Source organism: Methanoculleus marisnigri JR1, assembly GCF_000015825.1.
Lineage (GTDB): Archaea > Halobacteriota > Methanomicrobia > Methanomicrobiales > Methanoculleaceae > Methanoculleus > Methanoculleus marisnigri.
Map to the genome: position 1 here is coordinate 147,671 of NC_009051.1, position 20,080 is coordinate 167,750.

General features: G+C 61.4%; 24 protein-coding genes and 1 pseudogene. 11 read left to right on the forward strand and 14 right to left on the reverse strand.

Annotated features, from left to right (window positions below; genetic code table 11):
• Positions 1–12 precede the first annotated feature (12 nt).
• The 6 genes from MEMAR_RS00770 to MEMAR_RS00795 all read right to left on the reverse strand — a co-directional run bounded on the left by MEMAR_RS00770 (position 13) and on the right by MEMAR_RS00795 (position 3,903).
• Entirely contained in the window at positions 13–1,506 is a 1,494-nt protein-coding gene (locus MEMAR_RS00770; RefSeq protein WP_011843016.1) for a BCCT family transporter, read from the reverse strand.
• Positions 1,496–2,326: a universal stress protein gene (locus tag MEMAR_RS00775; RefSeq protein ID WP_011843017.1), complete on the reverse strand. Its 831-nt coding sequence runs from the start codon at positions 2,324–2,326 to the stop codon at positions 1,496–1,498. The genes MEMAR_RS00770 and MEMAR_RS00775 overlap by 11 nt, the downstream gene beginning before the upstream one ends.
• Before the next feature lie 194 nt (positions 2,327–2,520).
• Positions 2,521–3,165, reverse strand: a complete 645-nt coding sequence (locus tag MEMAR_RS00780) for a peroxiredoxin (protein WP_011843018.1) — start codon at positions 3,163–3,165, stop codon at positions 2,521–2,523.
• Positions 3,166–3,168: 3 nt separating this feature from the next.
• Positions 3,169–3,519 carry a carboxymuconolactone decarboxylase family protein gene (locus MEMAR_RS00785; protein WP_011843019.1) on the reverse strand — a complete coding sequence of 117 codons (351 nt, stop codon included), beginning with the start codon at positions 3,517–3,519 and terminating at the stop codon, positions 3,169–3,171.
• 5 nt (positions 3,520–3,524) lie between these two features.
• Positions 3,525–3,650, reverse strand: coding sequence for a desulfoferrodoxin FeS4 iron-binding domain-containing protein (locus MEMAR_RS00790; RefSeq protein WP_011843020.1), 126 nt, complete (start codon positions 3,648–3,650; stop codon positions 3,525–3,527).
• Between the two features lie 10 nt (positions 3,651–3,660).
• Entirely contained in the window at positions 3,661–3,903 is a 243-nt protein-coding gene (locus MEMAR_RS00795) for a zinc ribbon-containing protein (protein WP_011843021.1), read from the reverse strand.
• Between the two features lie 99 nt (positions 3,904–4,002).
• On the opposite strand from MEMAR_RS00795, the gene MEMAR_RS00800 reads away from it, so the two are divergent.
• Positions 4,003–4,593, forward strand: a complete 591-nt coding sequence (locus MEMAR_RS00800) for a flavodoxin family protein (RefSeq protein ID WP_011843022.1) — start codon at positions 4,003–4,005, stop codon at positions 4,591–4,593.
• On the opposite strand, the gene MEMAR_RS00805 is transcribed toward MEMAR_RS00800, so the two are convergent.
• Positions 4,585–5,436 carry a cation diffusion facilitator family transporter gene (locus MEMAR_RS00805; protein WP_245526622.1) on the reverse strand — a complete coding sequence of 284 codons (852 nt, stop codon included), beginning with the start codon at positions 5,434–5,436 and terminating at the stop codon, positions 4,585–4,587. The two genes, MEMAR_RS00800 and MEMAR_RS00805, sit on opposite strands and share 9 nt — an antisense overlap.
• Positions 5,437–6,094: 658 nt before the next feature.
• Between MEMAR_RS00805 and MEMAR_RS00810 the strand changes: the two genes are divergently transcribed.
• On the forward strand, positions 6,095–6,595 hold the full coding sequence (locus tag MEMAR_RS00810; protein ID WP_011843024.1) for a rubrerythrin family protein: 501 nt from the start codon (positions 6,095–6,097) through the stop codon (positions 6,593–6,595).
• Positions 6,596–6,665: 70 nt separating this feature from the next.
• Positions 6,666–7,841 carry an FAD-dependent oxidoreductase gene (locus MEMAR_RS00815; protein ID WP_048063894.1) on the forward strand — a complete coding sequence of 392 codons (1,176 nt, stop codon included), beginning with the start codon at positions 6,666–6,668 and terminating at the stop codon, positions 7,839–7,841.
• A gap of 4 nt (positions 7,842–7,845) precedes the next feature.
• On the opposite strand, the gene MEMAR_RS00820 is transcribed toward MEMAR_RS00815, so the two are convergent.
• Positions 7,846–8,133 carry a nucleotidyltransferase domain-containing protein gene (locus tag MEMAR_RS00820; RefSeq protein ID WP_011843026.1) on the reverse strand — a complete coding sequence of 96 codons (288 nt, stop codon included), beginning with the start codon at positions 8,131–8,133 and terminating at the stop codon, positions 7,846–7,848.
• Positions 8,133–8,540: a HEPN domain-containing protein gene (locus MEMAR_RS00825; RefSeq protein WP_011843027.1), complete on the reverse strand. Its 408-nt coding sequence runs from the start codon at positions 8,538–8,540 to the stop codon at positions 8,133–8,135. The genes MEMAR_RS00820 and MEMAR_RS00825 overlap by 1 nt, the downstream gene beginning before the upstream one ends.
• A 172-nt stretch (positions 8,541–8,712) precedes the next feature.
• Here MEMAR_RS00825 and mntA point away from each other — a divergent pair, with 172 nt between their 5' ends.
• From mntA to MEMAR_RS00840, 3 genes and pseudogenes are all read left to right on the forward strand, one after another.
• Positions 8,713–9,075, forward strand: coding sequence for a type VII toxin-antitoxin system MntA family adenylyltransferase antitoxin (gene mntA, locus MEMAR_RS12855; protein WP_048063706.1), 363 nt, complete (start codon positions 8,713–8,715; stop codon positions 9,073–9,075).
• Positions 9,076–9,106: 31 nt separating this feature from the next.
• Positions 9,107–9,487 (forward strand): annotated as a pseudogene (hepT, locus tag MEMAR_RS13270) (type VII toxin-antitoxin system HepT family RNase toxin).
• Positions 9,488–9,748: 261 nt separating this feature from the next.
• The gene (locus tag MEMAR_RS00840; RefSeq protein ID WP_011843029.1) at positions 9,749–10,351 is read left to right on the forward strand and encodes a CDP-alcohol phosphatidyltransferase family protein; all 603 of its coding nucleotides are present in this window, start codon (positions 9,749–9,751) and stop codon (positions 10,349–10,351) included.
• On the opposite strand, the gene MEMAR_RS00845 is transcribed toward MEMAR_RS00840, so the two are convergent.
• The 4 genes from MEMAR_RS00845 to MEMAR_RS12580 form a co-directional block, all read right to left on the reverse strand.
• On the reverse strand, positions 10,314–12,752 hold the full coding sequence (locus MEMAR_RS00845) for an oligosaccharyl transferase, archaeosortase A system-associated (protein WP_011843030.1): 2,439 nt from the start codon (positions 12,750–12,752) through the stop codon (positions 10,314–10,316). The two genes, MEMAR_RS00840 and MEMAR_RS00845, sit on opposite strands and share 38 nt — an antisense overlap.
• 141 nt (positions 12,753–12,893) lie before the next feature.
• Positions 12,894–13,175 carry a type II toxin-antitoxin system RelE family toxin gene (locus tag MEMAR_RS00850; RefSeq protein ID WP_011843031.1) on the reverse strand — a complete coding sequence of 94 codons (282 nt, stop codon included), beginning with the start codon at positions 13,173–13,175 and terminating at the stop codon, positions 12,894–12,896.
• A gap of 21 nt (positions 13,176–13,196) precedes the next feature.
• A complete protein-coding gene (locus MEMAR_RS00855; RefSeq protein ID WP_011843032.1) occupies positions 13,197–13,427 on the reverse strand; it encodes a hypothetical protein in 231 nt (76 codons plus the stop codon).
• 475 nt (positions 13,428–13,902) lie between these two features.
• Positions 13,903–14,082, reverse strand: a complete 180-nt coding sequence (locus MEMAR_RS12580) for a DUF1016 N-terminal domain-containing protein (protein ID WP_319638635.1) — start codon at positions 14,080–14,082, stop codon at positions 13,903–13,905.
• A gap of 278 nt (positions 14,083–14,360) precedes the next feature.
• Between MEMAR_RS12580 and MEMAR_RS00860 the strand changes: the two genes are divergently transcribed.
• From MEMAR_RS00860 to MEMAR_RS12585, 3 genes are read left to right on the forward strand one after another with little or no spacing between them, the layout of a single operon-like run.
• Positions 14,361–14,546, forward strand: coding sequence for an antitoxin VapB family protein (locus MEMAR_RS00860; protein ID WP_011843034.1), 186 nt, complete (start codon positions 14,361–14,363; stop codon positions 14,544–14,546).
• Entirely contained in the window at positions 14,543–14,830 is a 288-nt protein-coding gene (locus tag MEMAR_RS00865) for a hypothetical protein (protein WP_011843035.1), read from the forward strand. Before MEMAR_RS00860 ends, MEMAR_RS00865 begins: the two co-directional genes overlap by 4 nt.
• 12 nt (positions 14,831–14,842) lie before the next feature.
• The gene (locus MEMAR_RS12585) at positions 14,843–15,115 is read left to right on the forward strand and encodes a hypothetical protein (RefSeq protein WP_011843036.1); all 273 of its coding nucleotides are present in this window, start codon (positions 14,843–14,845) and stop codon (positions 15,113–15,115) included.
• Between the two features lie 425 nt (positions 15,116–15,540).
• On the opposite strand, the gene MEMAR_RS00870 is transcribed toward MEMAR_RS12585, so the two are convergent.
• Positions 15,541–17,361: an ATP-binding protein gene (locus MEMAR_RS00870; RefSeq protein ID WP_011843037.1), complete on the reverse strand. Its 1,821-nt coding sequence runs from the start codon at positions 17,359–17,361 to the stop codon at positions 15,541–15,543.
• A 241-nt stretch (positions 17,362–17,602) separates the two neighbouring features.
• On the opposite strand from MEMAR_RS00870, the gene MEMAR_RS00875 reads away from it, so the two are divergent.
• Both MEMAR_RS00875 and MEMAR_RS00880 read left to right on the forward strand, forming a co-directional pair.
• Entirely contained in the window at positions 17,603–18,862 is a 1,260-nt protein-coding gene (locus MEMAR_RS00875) for a glycosyltransferase family 4 protein (protein WP_222702448.1), read from the forward strand.
• The gene (locus MEMAR_RS00880) at positions 18,862–19,941 is read left to right on the forward strand and encodes a glycosyltransferase (RefSeq protein WP_011843039.1); all 1,080 of its coding nucleotides are present in this window, start codon (positions 18,862–18,864) and stop codon (positions 19,939–19,941) included. The genes MEMAR_RS00875 and MEMAR_RS00880 overlap by 1 nt, the downstream gene beginning before the upstream one ends.
• The last annotated feature ends 139 nt before the right edge of the window (positions 19,942–20,080 follow it).

Sequence of the window (20,080 nt, forward strand, 5' to 3'; positions counted from 1 at the left end):
CCGGGATTTGTTTCACTGCACCTTCTCCTGCGACAGCCCGATCGCGAGCGTGTAGCAGAGGCCGATCATCACGAGCATGAACGGGAACGCCGCGGTGATCGCCATCACCTGGAGAGCGTCAAGCCCCCCGGTGAGGAGGAGGACGATCGCGACGGCGGAGAGGGAGAGTCCCCAGACGACCTTCTTGTAGTTCGGGACGACCAGGCCCCCGCCCGATGTGAGCGAGCCGAGGACGACCGTCGCGGAGTCCGCCGAGGTGATGAAGAAGACGATCAGGAGAAGTATCGCGGCGAGCGAGAGGATTCCTGCGAACGGGTAGTGCTCGAGGAACGCGAAGAGGGCGAGCGAGACGTCCTCTCCCGCGACGGCGGCGATGCCCGCTCCCTCTTCGAGTTCGAGGTGCAGCGCCGATCCCCCGAAGATCGTGAACCAGACGAAGGTGAAGAGGGTAGGAACCGTGAGGACGGTCAGGACGAACTCCCGGATCGTCCGGCCCCGTGATATCCGGGCGATGAAGAGCCCCACGAACGGCGACCACGAGATCCACCATGCCCAGTAAAAGACCGTCCAGTCCCTGCTCCACTCGAACCCCGCGAACGGGTAGGACTGGAGGCTCAGGTCGATGATGTTGTTGATGTAGCCGCCGAGGGTGGAGGCGAAGACGTTGAGGACGTAAGGCGGCGATCCGAGGGCGAGGACGAGGAAGAGAAGCACCGTCGCCAGGACGATGTTGAATTTCGAGAGGACCTGGACGCCTTTCTCCACCCCGATGATCGCGGACGCCATGAAGAGCGCCGTCGCGATGAGGATGATCCCGATGGTGACGGAGATCGCGGACGAGAGCCCGTAGAGATGGGTGAGCCCGCTGTGGATCTGGAGGGCGCCGAACCCGAGCGACGTCGCGGTCCCGAAGACCGTCGCAAAGACCGCGAGCACGTCCACCGTCTTCCCGGCGGCGCCGTAGATCCGCTCGCCGAGAACCGGGTAGAAGCAGGAGCTGATCAGGGCGGGCATCCCGCGCCGGAACGAGAAATACGCAATAGAAAGGCTGACGATGGTGTAGATCGCCCACGGGTGAATCCCCCAGTGGAAGAACGCGTAGCGCATGGCGAACGAGGCGGCGTCGGGGGATGCGGCGTCGATGAAGGGGGGCGGCTGGAGGAAGTGGACGAGCGGTTCGGAGACTCCCCAGAAGAGGAGCCCGATCCCCATCCCGGCGGCAAAGAGCATCGCGATCCAGCCGAAGAATCCGTATTGCGGCCGTTCTGCGTCATAGCCGAGTTTGATCGTCCCGTAGCGCGAGAGCGCGAGTGCGAGCGCGAAGACGAGGAAGAAGAAGACCGAGATGAGGTAGAGCCAGCTGAAGTTGTCGAGGATTGCGGCGTGGACCGCGGACGAGGCCGAATCAAGGAGGTCGGGCCTCGCGACCCCGAACCCGATGAAGAAGAGGATGATCCCGGCGGAGAAGAGGAAGACCGCCTCCCTCCTGAGATACTCACGAAGCATTGCGGCTCCCCGGTTGCGGCACGAGGAATATCGAAGCCCTCGACCCGGTCACGATCCGCTCCGCCGTGTACCCCATCGGGGCGGAGAGAAACGCCGCGCTCTTCCTCCCGACGACGACGACGTCGGCCTCGATCTGATCGGAGACATACAGTACCTGCGCGGCGGGGTCTCCGATCCGCTGCTCGACGGTGACGCGCCCGAAGTACGGGCGGAGTTCTTCCGCCACCGTGCCGAGTTCTCTGTCGACGGCCTCCCGCCGAACCCGCTCCGCCAGCGGATCGGCCATCCTCCCCCTGACATGGAGGACGTGGCACCAGGCTCCCGCGAACTCCATCACGTAGGGGAGCGGGCGGGCGGACGTCTCGTCGAGGTCGGTCGCGTAGAGGACGTTGAGGTCACTCTGGGCGGGGTCCGCCCCGTCGTCGGGCAGGCGGGGCCGGACTTTGTGGACGAATACGGGAACGTCGGCAAGCCGGAGGAGATCCCGCGAGACGCTCCCGAGAAGCATCGTCTCGATGTGCCACCGCCGCTTCGCCTTCATGTAGATGCCGTCGACACCCTCGAGGAGGGCCGTCTCCGCGATTGCCGAGGCGATGTGGCCTTCCCCGGTCTTTACCTCCACGACGAGCCCCGTCTCTTCGAGCGCCTCCGCGAGAAGCGTGAGCCACGAGAGGTCGGCTCCCCGGAAGAACGAACCGGGTTCGTTCACGTGGTAGAGGCAGACCGAGCTCGCCCCGAGGCTCTTGAGGATCGTTCCGGCCTTCCTCACCTCTTCGGGCCTCTCTCCGTAGGCAACCGGAATCAGCGTCTTCTCAAACATCCCCTGGACACCTCAAGAACGCCGGGTGCCGCCCGGCAAATCCTGAATACTCGTAACTTCGGGGTTTCGGCACCATTAATGCACCGAAGTCGATCCCGGGTCTGTCCGGAGGCGGCGGCTCCCGGAATTCTTGTGTCTCGCCGCACCGGAGGAGTGAGAGTGATTGTTTGACTTTCGCAAAAAAAAGAGGGTTTTCAGAGTTCCTTGAAGCAGAGGTACCAGTCTTTGCACTCGTAGCCTTCCTGCATCCGCTTCTCGATCTCTTCGGGGGTCTTTGGCGCCGGGACGATCACCTTCGCGCCGGGCTCCCAGTTCGCCGGCGTCGCGACGCCGTGCTCGTCTGAGGTCTGGAGGGCTTTCGTGAGCCGGAGAATCTCGGGCATCGATCGGCCGTTGAACATCGGGTAGTAGAGCATGGCCCGCATGACACCCTTGTCGTCGATGAAGAAGACCGTCCTGATCGTGGAGGTGGTGCTCTGGCCGGGGTGGAGCATCCCGTAGCGTTTGGCGACCTTCATATCGAGGTCGGCGATGATGGGGAACGGGATCTCGACGCCCATCTTCTCCTTGATGTTCCTGACCCACGCAAGGTGCGAGTGGACGCTGTCGATCGAGAGGCCGACGAGCTGGACGTCCAGTTCCTTGAGTTCGTCGGCGATCGCGGCGAAGGCCATGAACTCCGTGGTGCAGACCGGCGTGAAGTCGGCCGGGTGGGAGAAGAGGATGACCCACTTCCCCTTGAGATCCGAGAGTTTCAGGCGTCCGTGGGTTGTCAGCACGTCGAATTCCGGCGCTTTCTCGCCGATAACCGGCATCTGAAGCAGTTCTTCGGGTTCCATGATTCACTTCCTCGGGCGGTTGCCCAGGTACTCCTCGAGGGCGGTCTTGCCGTGGACGTAGGCCGGCATCCCCGCGAGCAGGAACGCGACCCGGAGCCCTTCCTCGATCTCCTCCTTCGATACGCCGATGCTCCCGGCACCGGCCATCTGCGCCCGGACGGCGTGCCCGTCCCGGAGCGCGGCCGCAATCGCGATCGCGATGACCTTCTTCGTCTGCTTCGAGAGAGCGCCGTCGGCCCAGATCATCTGGTCGAGCCCCATGACGCTCGCGTAGAGGTCGGGGTCGGTCTCTTTGAGTTCCTTGAAGATTACGGGAATTTTGCCGATCTTCTCTTCGAGTCTCTTCTCTTCCATACCGATCACTCCTCGAGCACCATCGCCTCGCCGCAGCAGACCAGTTCGCCGCCGCCGGCTTCCAGCACCTGGACAACGTTTCCGCAGATCTCGCAGTGGTAGACCTGCCCTTTTGCCGATACGTTCACCATTCTTCTCACCTCAACGGTTCTCCGGTTTCTTTCTCTCGGGCGGATTCAGGACGTCTTCGGGCGACTTGATGTCCGGCCTGATGTGCGTCATCGGGAGGCAGTTGTACATCTCGCAGGCGCAGGTCGGGCATTTGACGAGATCCTCGTCGCTGCTGTCGATCCGGACCTCCCGCCCGCAGTCGATGCAGATGAACCGGCCCGGGCCCGGCTTCTCACCGGCTTTTGCTGTCTTGTTGGTCTCTGGTTCGGCCATAGATTGTCACCAGAGCGGTAATTACCTCACAAGATATTTAGCCGTTCCCCTCCGGGCATACCCGTATCCTATTAATAGGGTCGTGCGCAACCCTGCACCATGCCAAAGAAGGTTGTCGCGCTGCTCGGAAGCCCCGTTCTCGACGGGAACACCGCCCGTCTCCTCGACGAGGCTATCAGGGGTGCAGAGGAGGCCGGGTGCGAGGTCGAGAAGGTCGAGGTCGCGCACATGGACGTTCTGCCCTGCATGGAGTTGTTCCAGTGCATGGGAAGCGAAACCTGCCTGATCCAGGACGGGATGGAAGAGTACTACAGGAAGTTCCGGGAGATGGACGGCCTGATCATCGCCACCCCGGTGATGACGATGGGCATCCCCGGCAGGCTCAAGTCGTTCATTGACCGGTTCCAGGTCTTTTACATGGCAAAATACCACCGGGGGCAGTCGTTTATCTCTCCGGAACGGCGGAAAACGAGGAAGATGCTCTTCATCTCGATCGCGGGAATGAATATCCCGAACGTCTTTCTCGGCGTGAAGATGACCGCCCGGGCGTTCGGCGAGATCATCGACTGCCCCTACTGGGACGAGGTGCTCCGAAACGACATGGACACGATCCGGGACATCCGGACGCGGCCGGAGGTGATGGAGGCGGCTTACAAGAAGGGCTACGACCTCGGGCGGCTTCTAGGCTGAGTCGTCGGGCTCGATGTGGACGACGACCTCGGCGAGCCCCGGCACTGCTTCTTTGAGCCGGCGTTCCACCTCGTCGGAGATCTCGTGCGCCCGGGAGACCGGGAGTGCCGGATCGACGGTGATGTGGATGTCGGCAAGGATTTCGTCCGGTTTCCCCCGGCACCGGAAGTCATGATACCCGGTCACCCCCGGGGTATCCATCACCACCGCTTCGATGAGCGCCGGGTCGCAGGGGAGTTTCATCGTGTCGGTGAGAACCCGGGCGGCGTCGTAGAGGACCCTGACCCCCATCCTCGCGATGAGGAGACCGATGGCGAACGCGATGACCGGATCGGCCTGCGGGAACCCGAGCCCGACGGCGAGAAACCCCCCGAGGACGGCCAGGGAGACGAAGACGTCACTCTTCGTGTGTTGTGAGTCGGCGACCAGGATCTGGCTCCGGTACTCCTCGCCTTTCCGTCGTTCGTAGGTGGAGACGGCGAGGTTGACGACGAGCGTCCCGACCATGACCGCGACGGTGACCGCGGTGATCTCGGGGGCGACGGCTTCGACAAGCCGGTGGTACCCCTCATAGAGGATCCCGCCGGCGGTCAGGAGGAGCATCGCCCCGATGACCAGAGTGCCGAGCGTCTCGATCTTGCCGTGGCCGTAGGGGTGTTCGGGGTCGGGGGGTTTCCCGGCGAAGTAAAGGGCGACTATGCCGATGACGTTCGAGAGGGAGTCGAACCCCGAGTGGAACGCGTCCGCGACCATGCTCACCGACCCGGCAAGGAGGCCAAAGACCACTTTGGCGAGTGCGACGGCGAGGTTCAGGGCGAGGACGATGATAAAGATCCGCCGCACCTTTCGGCCGGTTACGCCTGGGGACCGTTGGTCTTCTCGAGTTCCGTTCGCACCTCTGGCACTCATGCTTCACCTCCTTCGCCCGTCGCACTCGAAACCCTTCGGGTTTCTCAAGCTCCCGTCCGAAACCCGTTGGGTTTCTCAAGCTCCGGAATCGAAGCCTGACGGCTTCTCATGTTCCGTTCCTCGAAGACCTTCGGTCTTCTCGAACTCCCGTCCTACGGACAGTCGTTCGTTGGAACGTCGCACCCTGCGGGCCATCGCATTCGAAGACCTTCGGTCTTCTCGAGCTCCGGCTCTACGAGCCGTCGCATCCTACGGACCGTCGTTCGTTGGAACGTCGCATTCGAAGACCTTCGGTCTTCTCGAACTCCTGGCGTTCCGGCAGTCGCAACCCGCACCTCCGGTGCTCCTGCTCCGTTCCTCGAAGACCTTCGGTCTTCTCGAACTCCTGGCGTTCCGGCAGTCGCAACCCGCACCTCCGGTGCTCCTGCTCCGTTCCTCGAAGACCTTCGGTCTTCTCGAACTCCTGTCCTACGGACAGTCGTTCGTTGGAACATCGCAACCATCATCCACCGGGGGTAGGTTCTCTGGCGGCATAGGGTTTCCGAAGATAAAGGTGAAAGATTTTATAAGAGCGTCCTGCAATGATCCATCCATGCCGACAGATGAGAACGCTCAGAATGCGTACGCCGGGGAGTCCCAGGCGAACAGAAAGTACTCGGTCTTTGCAGAGAAGGCAGCCGCCGAGGGGTATCCCGCGGTGGCAAAACTCTTCCGTGCGGCAAGCGAAGCGGAAGCCGTCCACGCGAAACGCCTCCTCTTCATCCTGAACGCCGTCGGAAGCACCGAGGAGAACCTGAAGGACGCGATGGAGGGCGAGAACTACGAGTTCATGGAGATGTACCCCGCCTTCGTCGCCGAAGCGAAAGAGGAGCGCAAGAACGAGGCCTCGATCGTCTTCACCCATGCGATGAAGGCGGAAGAGGTGCACGCGAATCTCTACCTCCAGGCGCTCGAGGCCGTCCGGGAAGGAAAGGACCTCGACGCGGAGAAGGTCTTCCTCTGTCCGGTCTGCGGGAACGTCGAGATCGGCGAGGCGCCGGACAAGTGCCCGATATGCGGTGTTCCGGCACGGATGTTCCGCGAGATTCAGTAACATCCTTTTTTCCGGCCGGTGCCGCCGCACCCCCCCTATGTTAAATACTGTCCCCGAGATATTCCCCTTCATGGCAGGCGTTAAGGTCTACACGACGGAGAACTGCCCCTACTGCCGGATGGTCAAGGCGTTCCTCCGGAAGCACGATATCGAACACGAGATCGTCGACGTCGGGAAAGACCGCGAGGCGGCCCGGGAGATGATCGAGATCTCGGGGCAACGGGGTGTGCCGGTCACGGTATCCGGCGACGAGGTGGTCGTCGGGTTCGATGCAAAGAGGCTCCGGGAGCTCTTCGGGACGGCGCTGGAGGAGACCGTCTACGACGCGGTCATCGTGGGCGCTGGTCCGGCAGGGCTGACGGCGGCGGTCTACTGCGCCCGGAAACTCATGAAGACCGTCGTCATAGCGGAGAACATCGGTGGGCAGGCGGCCTGGAGCTGGGCTATCGAGAACTACATGGGGTTCTCGACGATATCGGGCGAGGAACTGGTCCGGAAGTTCGAGGAGCAGGTCCGGGGGTTCGACGTCCGTCTCGAGCTCGAGAGCGTCGGGGACGTTCGCAAAGAGGACGATACGATCCTCGTCCGGACGGCCTCGGGGACCGTCTACCGTTCCCGGACGCTCATCCTCGCTCCCGGGAAGGAGCCCCGGCGGCTGGGGCTTCCCGGTGAGGACCGGCTGATGGGAAAGGGTATCTCGGTCTGCGCTATCTGCGACGCCCCGCTCTACCGCGATAAACCGGTTGCCGTCGTCGGCGGCGGAAACGCCGCCCTCCAGACCGCGATCGAGATGACGAAGTTCGCGAGTTCGGTGACCCTGATCGCCCGGAGGGATCTCCGGTGCGACGAGGTCTACGTCGACCGGGCAAAGAAGGCGGGGGTGCGGACTTTCTCCCACCACGAGGTGACGGCGCTCCACGGGGACGCGGGCCTGACCGGGGTCACGGTCCGCGACCGCGAGACCGGGGAGGAGACGGGTCTCGATGTGGAGGGGCTCTTCCTCGCGATCGGGCTTGCGCCGAATACGGGCTTCCTCAAGGATCTCGTGGTGCTGAACGAGCAGGGCGAGATCGATATCGACGAAAATGGCCATACGAGCGTTCCCGGGGTCTTCGCGGCCGGGGACGCGACCTGCGTCAAGGCCAAGCAGATCATCGTCGCCGCCGGCGACGGGGCGAAGGCGGCGCTCGAGGCGCACGAGTATTTCGAAGGCGAGCCGGAAGAAGAGCAGATCGTCTGCACGTGAAGGGCTACACCCGGGTGCCTTCGGCCAGTGCCTGGAGGACGAACGGGTTCTCCTCCCGGATCAGGTCGGCGAACTCCTCGTCGGTGTAGCAGAGCGGTTCGACCGGGAGGTCGGTGAGGCCGATGATGAAGGCCGCACGTTTGTGGGGACGCTCGGGGAAGTCACCGACGACGATCAGGTCGACGTCGCTCTCCTCGTGGAAGTCCCCGCGTGAGAACGACCCGTAGAGGATGATGGCGCTGACACGCCGGCGCGCCCGGATCTCGCGGGCGAGAACCCGGACCTGCTCCATCACCCGGCGAGCGCTTCTCTCGCGGCACTGCAGATCGAATCCGCATGCTCGATGCATTCTTCGGCATCCTCCTGGTCGTAGTACTCCGATGGTGTCAGGTTCCCCACGATGCTGTCCGGATATCGGGTCGTTATATAAGCGGCGTCAAGTGCCTTGGCCTCACTCTTCAGCGCCAGGAACGAGGGCTCGTACTCGCCGATCTCCCTGATCAGTTCGTAGACAGAATGCGTCAGGATCCTCCGGTATCCCCGGGCATAGAGCAGGGCCTTCAGGGTTTTCTCTGCACTCTGCTGTGCCTGGAAGCATGCCCATTCAAAATCGCCGGACCGGCAGCTGTTCCTCGCGCTGACGAGATCCCTCTCCCCCTGGCGCAGCCACCGCCCTGCTTCACGCATGTTTGCATCCATGGTCTCGGCCTGATGATCATCAAACTCTTGTCGCTCCCGGGATATAAGTGCGCCGCGGTGTTCCCCCGGCGGCACAAGGTCTTTATCCGCCGGCGCCGATCTCTCTCCGACGAGACCCCGGAACCTCTCCCCGGAAGAGAAACAGGGCCTCTGTGCCCTCCTCGCCGCTCGACTGGGGGAGAGGAAGGAGATCCTCTTCGCGTACGTGTACGGCTCCTTTGTGCAGGGTCCCTTCCGCGACATCGATATCGCTGTTTTCCTCGCGGACGACAGCACCGGATCATCCGATCCGCTCCGGTACGAACTGGCGCTTGAACAGGAACTGGAGGAGGTTACCGGGGTGCCTATCGATGTACGGGTGCTCACCGCGGCGCCGCTTTCGTTCGCGTTCACGGTCCTCCGTACCGGGGAGATCCTGGTGTCCCGCGATGAGGAGGCGCGCTGCGAGTTTGTCTGCAGGATTCTCGTCGAGTATCATGATTTCTCCTATCACCGGGAGCGCTACAGGAGGGAAGCCCTTGGTCTCCTACGATGAGGAGAAGGTTACTGCGCTGTCATCGGGGCTGATGCAGGCCTGTGAGAGGCTCCGGGAACTGGGTCGACTCCCGAGGGAGGCGTTTGCGGGGGACCCTCACCTTGTTGCAAGCGCGAAGTATCACCTCATCGTCGGCATCGAGGCGGCTATTGATCTCGCCAACCATGCGATCACGAAGAATCGATGGGAAATACCTGAAAATTATGCCGATACATTTCGTATTATGCAGGAGCACGGGTTCTTCGACGAGGACCTTTGAGAACGTCTGCAGATGATGGCCTGGTTCAGGAATCGGTTGATCCACATCTATTGGGATATCGACAACGGCAGGATTTACGACCTGCTCCGGGAGGATGTCGGCGACATTGAGCAGTTCCTCGCCGAGTATATCCGTGCCCTGCAGAGGGAGTAAAGGCGCCGGCACTCCGTGTCAGCAATTCGACACTGTATAATGGCAATTCCTTCGAAAATCTGCGTGAGAATGCTCTACATCAGGTGGATCTTCGATCGCTGGACACTTTCGGGACGACTTCAATGATTATTCCCACAATAATTATAGATATAATCATTATGGTGCCGCCGGGAGAGACACCCTTATCTCCCGGGAGCGACGATCCCCTGCCATGGTAGGGCCGACGGTGGTCACGGGTCATCACTCCGGGGTGACGGGCCGGTGATCGAGGAGCACCTCCGGGCGGGGACGAGCGGGGTGCTCACGCGAATCACAGCCCTCATCGCCCGCACGGGGGCGACCCCGAACACCCTCACCCTGCTCGGGTTCCTCGGGATGGCGGCTGCGGGGATCCTCTGCGCTTCAGGATCGTTCTTCTTCGCCGGGCTCGTGGTCGCCGCATCCTGCGTCTTCGACGCCCTCGACGGGGCACTCGCCCGGGTGACCGGCGCTGCTTCTCCTTTTGGCGCGTTCTTCGACTCGTTCCTGGATCGCTACGCCGAGGCTGCGGTCTACGGGGGGCTGGTCATCTACTACGCGGGGGCGGGGACGCCCTGGGGCGTCGAGGCCGCTTTTTTCGCCGCTATCGGGTCGCTGATGGTCAGTTACGCCCGGGCCCGGGCCGAGGGGCTCGGGGTCGAGTGCCGGGCCGGCCTCTTCGCCCGGCCGGAGCGGATCGCGGTCATCATCGCCGGGCTGGTGACGGGCTTCGTCCTCCCGGCGCTCGTCATCCTCGCGGTCGCGACGAACGTAACCGCACTCCGCCGGCTCCTCTGTGTCCGGGGGGCTACGCTACTCCCGTCACGGCCTCCTCGGTCACCGTGATCTCCTTGTTCCCGATCCGGTAGCCTCCGACCGTCTTCACGTCGTAGGGGTTGCCGGTCGTTGAGTAGGGGACGACGAACGTCCCGTCCTCGCTTGCCTGCCGGTAGACGAACTCCCGGCCGGTGTTGGTGACGACCGTGGCCTCGATGACGCCCTCGCCCGGGATCGCGGCGCCCTCGACGCGCTCGAAGATCTTGACGCTCGTCGCGGGGTCCGGCGAGGACTCGTAGACGAGCCGGTAGTGCCTGAGCGCCGGGACGGTCCCGGCCGGGCTCGCGGAATCGCTCCCGAAGACCGCGGCCTTACCCGGTCCCGTGTAGGCGTCGGCCGCCGCCTGCGCCTCTGCCGGGCTCATTTCTTTGCTCCCGGTGAGGAGCGGATACCCGGTCTCCGGGACCGACCTGGTGTCGTACTCGACGTAGAGCGCGTTCTCGGGCTCTACGAGCGTGCCGTCGAAGGCCTGCAGCCGGACCGTCATCGTCTCGTAGTAGGCCTCCCGGTAGAACGACTCGATGCTGTAGGTATCCTCTCTTCCCGGCACCGCCACGAGGAGGGGCATTGCGTAGGGCGTGGTTCCCGTCGTCGCGTCGTGCCAGTAGGCGATGGCCGGGAACCCCTCGGCGGCCATCCTGCCGTCGGTGACGATGTAGCGGGAGCCGGCCGCGTCGGCCTTCTCTTCACTCGTCGCGAGGAAGAACCCAGTGGCGCTGCGGACGTTGTCCTGGAAGGGATTGGTGACCGGGATCCGCTGGGCGATGAAGGTGATCCAGTGGCCGTAGTCCCACCAGGACATGACGCTGTAGGAGTTCTCGGGATAGGCGAAGCCATCCTTCTCGTAGATGGCGTAGTAATCGACCCCGGGGTCGGGGGTGTTTACGTTCATCCACTCGAGGGCGTCGCGCCAGTCGTCGGCGAGCATGGTGCGGGGAACGCCGTTCTGCGCGTAGCCGATGTTTTCCGAGGCCGATGCGCCGACGAGGATCACGGCGAGGAGGACGGCGATCCCGACGGCGGCGATCTCGGCGGTGGGAAGCGCTTTCTTCTTCTTTTTGCTCTCGGGCTCACGGAGGTAATCGGCCGTCTTCTCGAATCCGTAGTCGAGCGCCCACGCGACGACGACCGCGGCGAGGAGCGCGAGGTTCACGGCGAGGTAGTACTCGAACCGCAGGTGCTGGATGGTCGCGATCAGGATGACGACCGACCAGACGATCGTAAAGAGGACCTCCGGCCGGTTCTCGCGCCGGGCCCGGAGGGCGAGCACGGCAAGTCCGGCGGGGATGAGGAGGAGGCCGACGTTGAAGCTCTGCCACGCGAGGGAGAGATCCCAGGCCCCCATCTCCCGGATGGCGGTGGCCGTCATGTCGCGGCCGAAGAACGCCGCAAGGCCGTTTGCCATCGTCTTCCCGATATCGGAGAGCGTGAGGAAGGCAACGCCGGCAACTCCGAGCGCGGCAAGGGCGGCGAGGTACTCGCGCCGCTTTCCTTTGAGCGCCAGCGAGATGCCGGCGAGGAGGGCGGTCACGGCGATCAGGAGGAGGTAGGCGTAGACGTGGGCGACGGAGTAGAGCGAGAGCGACATCGAGTCGACCATGAACCCGGATATGGGCAGGAAGATTGCGGGAAGAGCGAACGTGACGGCGTTGACGACTAAAAGCCCCTCCGGCCCGGTGCCGTCGAGGTGGTTCCGCACGGCCTGGATGACCGTGAAGATCCCGGCGATGAGCGCGAAGAGGATGATCGTCGGCATGACGAGGAGGCCGAGGACGTAGGCGGCCCCGGCGGCGAGGGCGAGGAGCGCGACGGGGAGGATGGTCTTTGTGTCCGCAAGCGTTACCGGGTGCCGGGCGGCGTACGCGAGCGCGGCGATGTAGGCGAGGCAGAAGAGGGTGGAGAAGAGCGTCTCCGCAACGTGGTGATCGACGAACCCGAAGATCGACCGCGCGAAGAACGAGGCCGAGACGACCGCGATGAGCCCGGCGGCGACGAGCCCGGTCGTCCTGTCGGCGAGGGTCTTTCCGGTGAGGTAGACGACCGGGACGACGGCGGCCGCGAGGAGCGGGGGGACCCACGCGGCGACGTACACGATCTCGGGCCGGGCGGCCGCCCCGGCGACGAGGCAGAGGGTGGCGGTGATGAGCGGGAAGAGCGGCCCCCAGGCGATCTCTTTACCCCCCGGGTAGGCGGTCATGGGATCGAACCAGGCGTAGCCGGGGTAGTTTGCCGCGATCACCTCGACCTGGCGGAGGTTGTACCAGGCGTCGGTGCCGATGAGGGTGGTGAACGAGCCGTCGACGAGCGCGGCGTGGGGGATTGCGCGGAGGAGAACCGCCACGAGCATGAAGACGAGCAGGGCGGCGGCGGTGAGGGCCGTTTTATGATCTTTCAGTGCAGCGGGAGCCATAGGTCGTAGGTTGATCTTGGGGGCGGCCGGTAATTAATGGGTACGACTGGAGGCGGGATTCGTGCTCCGTGCTCCCACATGATCCCCCTGCAGTGTGGGTGGGGATGCGGCCAGCACCCCGCCTCTCCCCCGGCCGGGACCTCACCGGCGTGAATACTCCTTGTGTGCCCTCTCGTTCGTCACGATCTTCTCGATCTTGACGATGCTCTCCTGGTGCTCGATGATATAAAAAACAGTGAAGGATCTGCTGATATGGAGGCGGTAGACTGCAGGGGGATGAGGATACTCAAGTTTCTCCTTGTTCCCTCCCGGAAACGGGTCATCCGCGAGTTCCTGGATCTTTTCGACGACAATGCGCCGGGTTTTTGGGGGGAGACGCTTTAAGAGCTCCCGTGCCTTCCTCTCGATCAGAACGGTGAACACGCTCTCCTGCTCCCGGGTGCCTCAGTCGTCCTGCAGGAGGTCGTCCGGGTCGAAGGCTACGAACTCGCCGGTCTCCTCGATCTCGACGATCATCTTCCAGTCGCGATAGTCTCGCTCGCGCCGGATCATCCGGCCAAGCAGCTCGTCATAGCTCTCTCCGGCCTCCTTGAGGTCGTGCAAGTCCCTCCAGGTGGGTTCTTTCACGGGAATGCGCTTGATCTGATTTCCGGCATCGCTTGTGGCGGAAGACATGCATCTCCGTGGATCGTTATGATACTTATTGGTGTGCACATTTGCCACAGTGAATAAATGTGCCATAATGGCCCCCCGACAGGACCGGTGCCCGCTCCGTTCCTGTCGGAACGTTGTATTTCGAAACCCTTTGGGTTTCTCAAACTCCGTTCTGTCGAAACGTCGTATTTCGAAACCCTTTGGGTTTCTCAAACTCCGTTCTGTCGAAACGTCGTATTTCGAAACCCTTTGGGTTTCTCAAACTCCGTTCTGTCGGAACGTCGTATTTCGAAACCCTTTGGGTTTCTCAAACTCCGTTCTGTCGGAACGTCGTATTTCGAAACCCTTTGGGTTTCTCAAACTCCGTTCTGTCGGAACGTCGTATTTCGAAACCCTTTGGGTTTCTCATGCTCGCTACACCCGCACTTCGTACCTGACGGTGCTCAAGCTCCGTTTCACCGCCAGAGCAGTAATCATTATAGCCGCATATTCACAACTATCCGGGCCCGTACTCTGCTATCAATTCTTTCGACAGTGTCGAAAGAATTCTCTTACCGTATGGCGCTCGTTCTTCTTTGAGAATATCCCTGCCGATTCGATCGCCGATATGCCAGTACAGCAGGACCAGTTCGACGTTCACCGCAGTCGCAGCGCGGCCTTTTGCCATTCGGATCAGGTCACGAAGATCTGAAAGGCGATATCCTGTTCCAGAGGGCGGGTATCGCTGATCGGTTGCAACGCTGTATCATCGGCAGGTGTATCATGCTGTCCGGCCTTCCGTGTCATCTGCGACCGACCTCCCGGATATTCTCCCTGCTGATGTGTATGTTTGGGCAGAGGGGGTATTCTGGTCGTGTTCCGGGCCGCAGGTGGATCCGATCCGTGGCGGAGCCATCACGGATGGGCATTCCATCGACAATCTTTTCTGTCTGTGGCATCTATACCATAGATGCCATGAATGCCACAAAGCGCATTATTGTCAGGGAAGAGGTCTGGGCTGCCCTCTCCAGTATGCGGGAGCCGGGGATGACCTTCTCGGAACTGATAGAGGATATGATCGAGCACGAAAAGAAGCGGCGGCTCGTTGAAGATATCAAGCGGATCCAGGAGACGGAAGAGCTCGTGGAGATCCCGTTGTGACGTTCGCCGTTCTGTTCCGGCAATCGGCGGCGGACTTCCTGCACAGCCTGCCGGAGAAGTCGCAGCGCATCATCACGGCAAAACTTGCTATTCTGCGGATCGATCCTTATCCCGGTAGCGGGGGAGACAAAGAGCGCCTGAATACGGATGATACGGAGGTATTCCGCCTCCATATAGGACGGACATTTACCGCGATCTATCTCATCCATACCGACAGGAACCGGGTCGAGATCACTCACCTGATGACCATTGAGCAGGCGCATAAACGCTACGGCAGGCTTTAGTAATAGTGCTCGTTGCCGTTCGGGGAAGTCGTTCCCTCGAAGACCTCCGGTCTTCCCGAACTCCTGACTCAAAACCCTTCAGGTTTCTCAAACTCCGGCCCGGCGGGCCATCGCACCCTTCGGCCAGTCGTTCCCAGAACGAATACCCTTATCCACCTCCCCCCACAACCTATTCCTCAGGAGGCTACCCGCCTGAAGATCGCCTACGTCTACGACGCCGTCTACCCCTGGGTGAAGGGCGGGGTCGAGAAGCGCATCCGCGAGGTCTCGGTCCGGCTACTGTAGCCGAATAAACAGGAGGCGCGGGACAGCTTCCGGCAATCCTTTGTGATGCTTGATCCGTCTCTTCAGGATGGGCAGGGGAACGTATCTGACGGTCGCGATCTGTTCACGCTATACTGTAAGGTGCTTGGGGTGGATCAGTAAGGTGCTTGGGGTGGATCAGTAAGGTGCTTGGGGTGGATCAGTAAGGTGCTTGGGGTGGATCAGTAAGGTGCTTGGGGTGGATCAGTAAGGTGCTTGGGGTGGATCAGTAAGGTGCTTGGGGTGGATCAGTAAGGTGCCCGGGGTGGATCAGTAAGGTGCCCGGGGTGGATCAGTAAGCGGTGTTCAGATCCCTTGCATCCCTGTGGAAAGAGCACTATTGCCCACATCCCACGTCGGCAGTCCTCCGGTGTCCGGAGTGCGAGAAGAACCTGCAGAGTTTGCATTCAGATCTCCTGTTCACTTCTTCCCACTTTGTATTTCTGCTCCGGATGGTTTGGCTCTCCGGGGATCACGTATTCCAATTGCCCGTCATGTATCATCGGTTTTAAGTAACTGGCTGATACCCATTTTTTGCTTCTCCCAACCAATTGGGCAATCTCCCCGGCAGAGGAGGGGCGCACGCTGCAAATCTGAACGATAACTCGCATGACTTCCTGTGGCGAACTCCTTTTACCCAGCATTCTTATTGATTCGGCAATATCCGGTAGGATTGCTTCAGAATCCACACTCAGAGTCTCCTCCTCGTCCAGCGAAACCTCCACCCGCTGGTGAGTCGTGCACACAGGGGCAACCCCGAGCTGCCCGGTTGGAGTATAGAAGGTCATCGCGCCATGAGGATGCTGGATAAGAAAACCCAGATCCCGGAGTTTCCCGAGCAATTTGCTTGCACCGACCACATCGAGTTCGATCAGATCGCGACACTGCTCATTCGAGATAGACCCGTTCCGCCTGACAAAGACGAGAGCCATCGCCTCTTCATCGGATAAGTCAGCAGCGCTGAAGCCACGGAGCCATTCGAGTTCTTCCTCAGAGAAGAAATGGTGAAGGGAAAATGCGGCGCGGAAATAATCGGCCTGATGATTCGATTCAAAGACCGGCGGGGACAGGCGGGCTTCCCGGGTTAACTGTACCATCATCCGGATTCCACTACCTTTGTTCTCAGCCAGGTTTGTATCGTGCAGAACCGCTGCAATGGCCGGATTTCTGGTAACAGAGGTAATACTTCCCTCATCGCCGATCTCAACAAGTGAGTGTCCAGGATTCGTTATCTCCAGCCTTCCCGGATAACGGATAATCCGTATCGTCCCGCAAGATCGATAGTTTCGGTGCATCAGCGCGTTCACAACCGCTTCGCGGACGACTCGCTCAGGGATAAGGGGTCTTTCGTGCCGCTGGATGGACCCCTCATGGAACGCCACGCACCTTGGAATATCGTCCATAACACCTGCGATGACCCGTGGAATCATACGTAACAGCGGTTCGCGGAACTCAAGCGCGTACGAGATCTCTCCATCCCATTTGTGGCCTGGAACGCGGATGTAATCAACACGCATCAGCGGGAGATACTTCCGGATTGCCATATCCCTTCCAAAGAGGAGAACCCCGGCCAACGTGGGGATTAGCTCATCGCCTTGCTTATCCGCACACTTCAGGGCAAGGAGAAGGTCTCCATCATTCCAGTTCAACTCCGGTGCATGCGGGTTGGCTGCGCGTCGTGCTCGCCGGTATTCATCGATTGCATGCGGATCGATATCATCCAATGACGCACCGGGAATAACCGACTCGTCATACGTCCTCCGTTCTGCACTCGTATGGAACATCCGGATATCCTCGTCAGTACAATGCTGAGCCGTCGAGCCGATGCGGCGGTAGGCGCCTCGCGGCAGACCTTGCGCTTTTATGTAAATGGGCTTATTATGGGGCACTTCTTCGGGGATGTACACCACGATCACCGGTTTTTCATCAACCATGCAGACCTGCACATTCGGCCTCAGGGGCCGGTTGAACGCGGAGGCACAGAGTGAAGCAACTTCTCTCTGTAATTTATCGGGTTCGTGGACGCCGGTAACTCTATAGTTCCCGGAAGCCGGGTCGCGGGAAACACCGAGCAGGAGATACCCCCCCTCGATACCGGGCTCGTTAGAGAACGCCGATATCGTCTGAGAGGCGGTTTTCCCCAGAGTTCTGGATGTTTCTTTCGCTTCGATGCGCCAATGTTCGTCACATGTATTAAGTTCTGATAGAAGTTCCGCACAACCCCGCATTCTACGACTCCTGCAGATGATATCCGGTCTATATCAGATCAGTCTTCGCCGATAACCATATACTGTTCGCATGCCGGACGAAGGGTACTTCCTGTTTGCCTCCAGAAGGTTGCGGGAGTTATGCGAGGCAGAGCGCCGGTTCCTCGCCCTGATGAGGGGCGAGTCGAAACCCGAGCAATATATCAGGCGAACCTCTGTGACTCCTGAGGGGACCCTCCGTCCTGAAAGTTCGGGGGTTCACTTGCGGTCGCGTTCCCGATCGCCTCCTCTCGTCCCCGGCCCCAGAACGAATACCCTTATCCCCCTTCTCCCGCAACCTATTCCTCAGGAGGCTACCCGCCTGAAGATCGCCTACGTCTACGATGCCGTCTACCCCTGGGTGAAGGGCGGGGTCGAGAAGCGCATCCGCGAGGTCTCAGTTCGGCTCGCGGACCGGGGGCACGAGGTCCACGTCTACGGGATGCGTTGCTGGGACGGCCCGGCCGTGATCGAGCGCGACGGGGTGACCCTCCACGGCGTCTGTCCGGGGGAGGCGCTCTACTCCGATGGCCGGCGGACGGTCCCGCAGGCGGTCCGGTTTGGGAAGGCGGTGCTCCGGCCGCTCCTCTCCTCCGGCGCCGACGTCGTCGACTGCCAGAACTTCCCCTACTTCTCGTGTTTCTCGGCGAAGGCGGCGTCGGTGCGGCGAGGCTTCCCACTCGTCGTCACCTGGCACGAGGTCTGGGGCGACTACTGGTACGACTACCTCGGGCGGCGGGGGGCGTTCGGGAAGGCCGTCGAGCGGCTGGCCGCCGGGCTTACCGATCATCACGTCGCGGTCTCGCCCTCGACGGCCCGGGCGCTCGAAGCCCTCGGGGTCTCGGGGCCGGTCCCGGTCGTGCCGAACGGGATTGATCTCGCGCGGATCGCGGCCGTCCCCCCGGCGGCGGAGGAGTGGGACGTCATCTTCACCGGCCGGTTGATCCGGGAAAAGAACGTCGACGTCCTCCTCCGGGCGCTCGTAGCGGTCCGGGAGGAAGTCCCCGACCTCCGGGCCCTGGTCGTCGGCGACGGCCCGGAGCGGCCGGCACTTGAGCGGCTCGCGCGCGACCTCGGGCTTGACGAGTCAGTGACATTTACCGGTTTTCTCCCCGACCATGACGCGGTCGTCGCCGCGATGAAGGCCTCCCGCGTCTTCGTCCTCCCCTCGACCCGCGAGGGCTTCGGGATCGCGGCGCTGGAGGCGATGGCCTGCGGGATTCCGGTGGTGACGACGGATCACCCCGGGAACGCGGCGGGGGACCTGGTTGTCCCGGGGGTGAACGGGTACCGCCCGGGGCTCTCGGCGGGGGAGCTGGGGGAGGGGATTCTCGCGGGGCTTGAGAGGGGGGCGCAGATGCGGGACGGGTGCCTCAGGACGGCCGGGGAGTATCAGTGGGAGGAGATTGTACGAAGGATCGAAGCCGTTTACGATCGGTGCGTGGGTGACGCCTCTGCGGAGGTTCGGGAGGGGGACGTCTGATGAGGGTTGCGATCTTTCACGATTACTTCGGGGCCATCGGCGGGGGTGAGAACGTTGTTCTGATGATGGCGGATGCGCTCGATGCCGACATCATCACTACCGACACGGACGCCGTCAATCGGATTAAGGGGCACCGGAACGTGCTTAGTATCGGGAATACGGTCAAGATCGCTCCTTTCAAACAGGTGTCCGCTGCGGCGCGGTTTGCCGCCTGCGACTTTTCTGATGATTACGACTTCTTCATCTTCAGCGGGAACTGGGCACATTATGCTGCTGGAAAGCATCACCCGAACCTCTGGTATTGTCATATCCTTATAGGGGCTATGGATGACGAAAATATCCGTTTTTGCGATCACTCGGGGCGGTTTGCCCGGGGTTTTTACCGGTGCGGATCGAGCCTCCACCGGTCGCTCGATAGACGATCCATGGCAAACGTCGATCGGATCCTCGCGAACTCCCGGAATACCCGTGCTCAGATAGCCAGATACTACGGGAGAGATGCCGATATCCTCTATCCTGCTATCGATGTCTCCCGCTACGTTCATCGAGAGGCAGAAGATTACTGGCTCTCGGTGAACAGGCTCTACCCGGAAAAAAGGATCGAACTCCAGATAGACGCGTTTCGCAGGATGCCCGAAGAGAGGTTGGTTGTTGTCGGCGGGCACGCGGCCGCAGACCACTCATCCCCGTACATCCGCTGGCTGGAACGGGACCTGCCCGAGAATGTCACGATACTGGGGGAAGTGCCCTTCGACGAGCTTGTCGATCTCTACTCCCGCTCGAAGGGCCTGATCTGCACCTCGTTCAACGAACCGTTCGGCATCACCCCTCTGGAGGCGATGGCCAGCGGCAAACCGGTTGTTGCCGTGAAATCAGGCGGTTTCCTGGAGACGGTTAATGAAGAGACCGGAAGACTCGTGGAACCCGATCTGGCGGATATCGTCCAGGCGATCAGGGAGATAGCGAAGGAACCTGAGATTTATCGATTGCCGTGCCTTGAGAGGGCGCAGCTCTTTGATGTATCCGTCTTCCAGGAGAGGCTACGTCAGATTGTCCTTCAAGCATACCGGGAGATGTAAGATTGTCTCAGGTTCTGCTGCAACATTGCATCCCGTAGTGCCGGGATGCTTGGCTTCATGGAAAACCGTCATTGTGGAGGTACGAGTTTGACAACCGGGAGCACCGGCACGGGGTAGTATTTCCGATAATTCTGTAATT

Coding starts and splice junctions, on each gene's coding strand:
- MEMAR_RS00770 (WP_011843016.1), bottom strand. CDS start 1,506: ATGCTTCGTGAGTATCTCAGGAGGGAGGCGGTCTTCCTCTTCTCCGCC.
- MEMAR_RS00775 (WP_011843017.1), bottom strand. CDS start 2,326: ATGTTTGAGAAGACGCTGATTCCGGTTGCCTACGGAGAGAGGCCCGAA.
- MEMAR_RS00780 (WP_011843018.1), bottom strand. CDS start 3,165: ATGGAACCCGAAGAACTGCTTCAGATGCCGGTTATCGGCGAGAAAGCG.
- MEMAR_RS00785 (WP_011843019.1), bottom strand. CDS start 3,519: ATGGAAGAGAAGAGACTCGAAGAGAAGATCGGCAAAATTCCCGTAATC.
- MEMAR_RS00790 (WP_011843020.1), bottom strand. CDS start 3,650: ATGGTGAACGTATCGGCAAAAGGGCAGGTCTACCACTGCGAGATCTGC.
- MEMAR_RS00795 (WP_011843021.1), bottom strand. CDS start 3,903: ATGGCCGAACCAGAGACCAACAAGACAGCAAAAGCCGGTGAGAAGCCG.
- MEMAR_RS00800 (WP_011843022.1), top strand. CDS start 4,003: ATGCCAAAGAAGGTTGTCGCGCTGCTCGGAAGCCCCGTTCTCGACGGG.
- MEMAR_RS00810 (WP_011843024.1), top strand. CDS start 6,095: ATGCCGACAGATGAGAACGCTCAGAATGCGTACGCCGGGGAGTCCCAG.
- MEMAR_RS00815 (WP_048063894.1), top strand. CDS start 6,666: ATGGCAGGCGTTAAGGTCTACACGACGGAGAACTGCCCCTACTGCCGG.
- MEMAR_RS00820 (WP_011843026.1), bottom strand. CDS start 8,133: ATGGAGCAGGTCCGGGTTCTCGCCCGCGAGATCCGGGCGCGCCGGCGT.
- MEMAR_RS00825 (WP_011843027.1), bottom strand. CDS start 8,540: ATGGATGCAAACATGCGTGAAGCAGGGCGGTGGCTGCGCCAGGGGGAG.
- MEMAR_RS00845 (WP_011843030.1), bottom strand. CDS start 12,752: ATGGCTCCCGCTGCACTGAAAGATCATAAAACGGCCCTCACCGCCGCC.
- MEMAR_RS00855 (WP_011843032.1), bottom strand. CDS start 13,427: ATGTCTTCCGCCACAAGCGATGCCGGAAATCAGATCAAGCGCATTCCC.
- MEMAR_RS00860 (WP_011843034.1), top strand. CDS start 14,361: ATGAATGCCACAAAGCGCATTATTGTCAGGGAAGAGGTCTGGGCTGCC.
- MEMAR_RS00870 (WP_011843037.1), bottom strand. CDS start 17,361: ATGCGGGGTTGTGCGGAACTTCTATCAGAACTTAATACATGTGACGAA.
- MEMAR_RS00880 (WP_011843039.1), top strand. CDS start 18,862: ATGAGGGTTGCGATCTTTCACGATTACTTCGGGGCCATCGGCGGGGGT.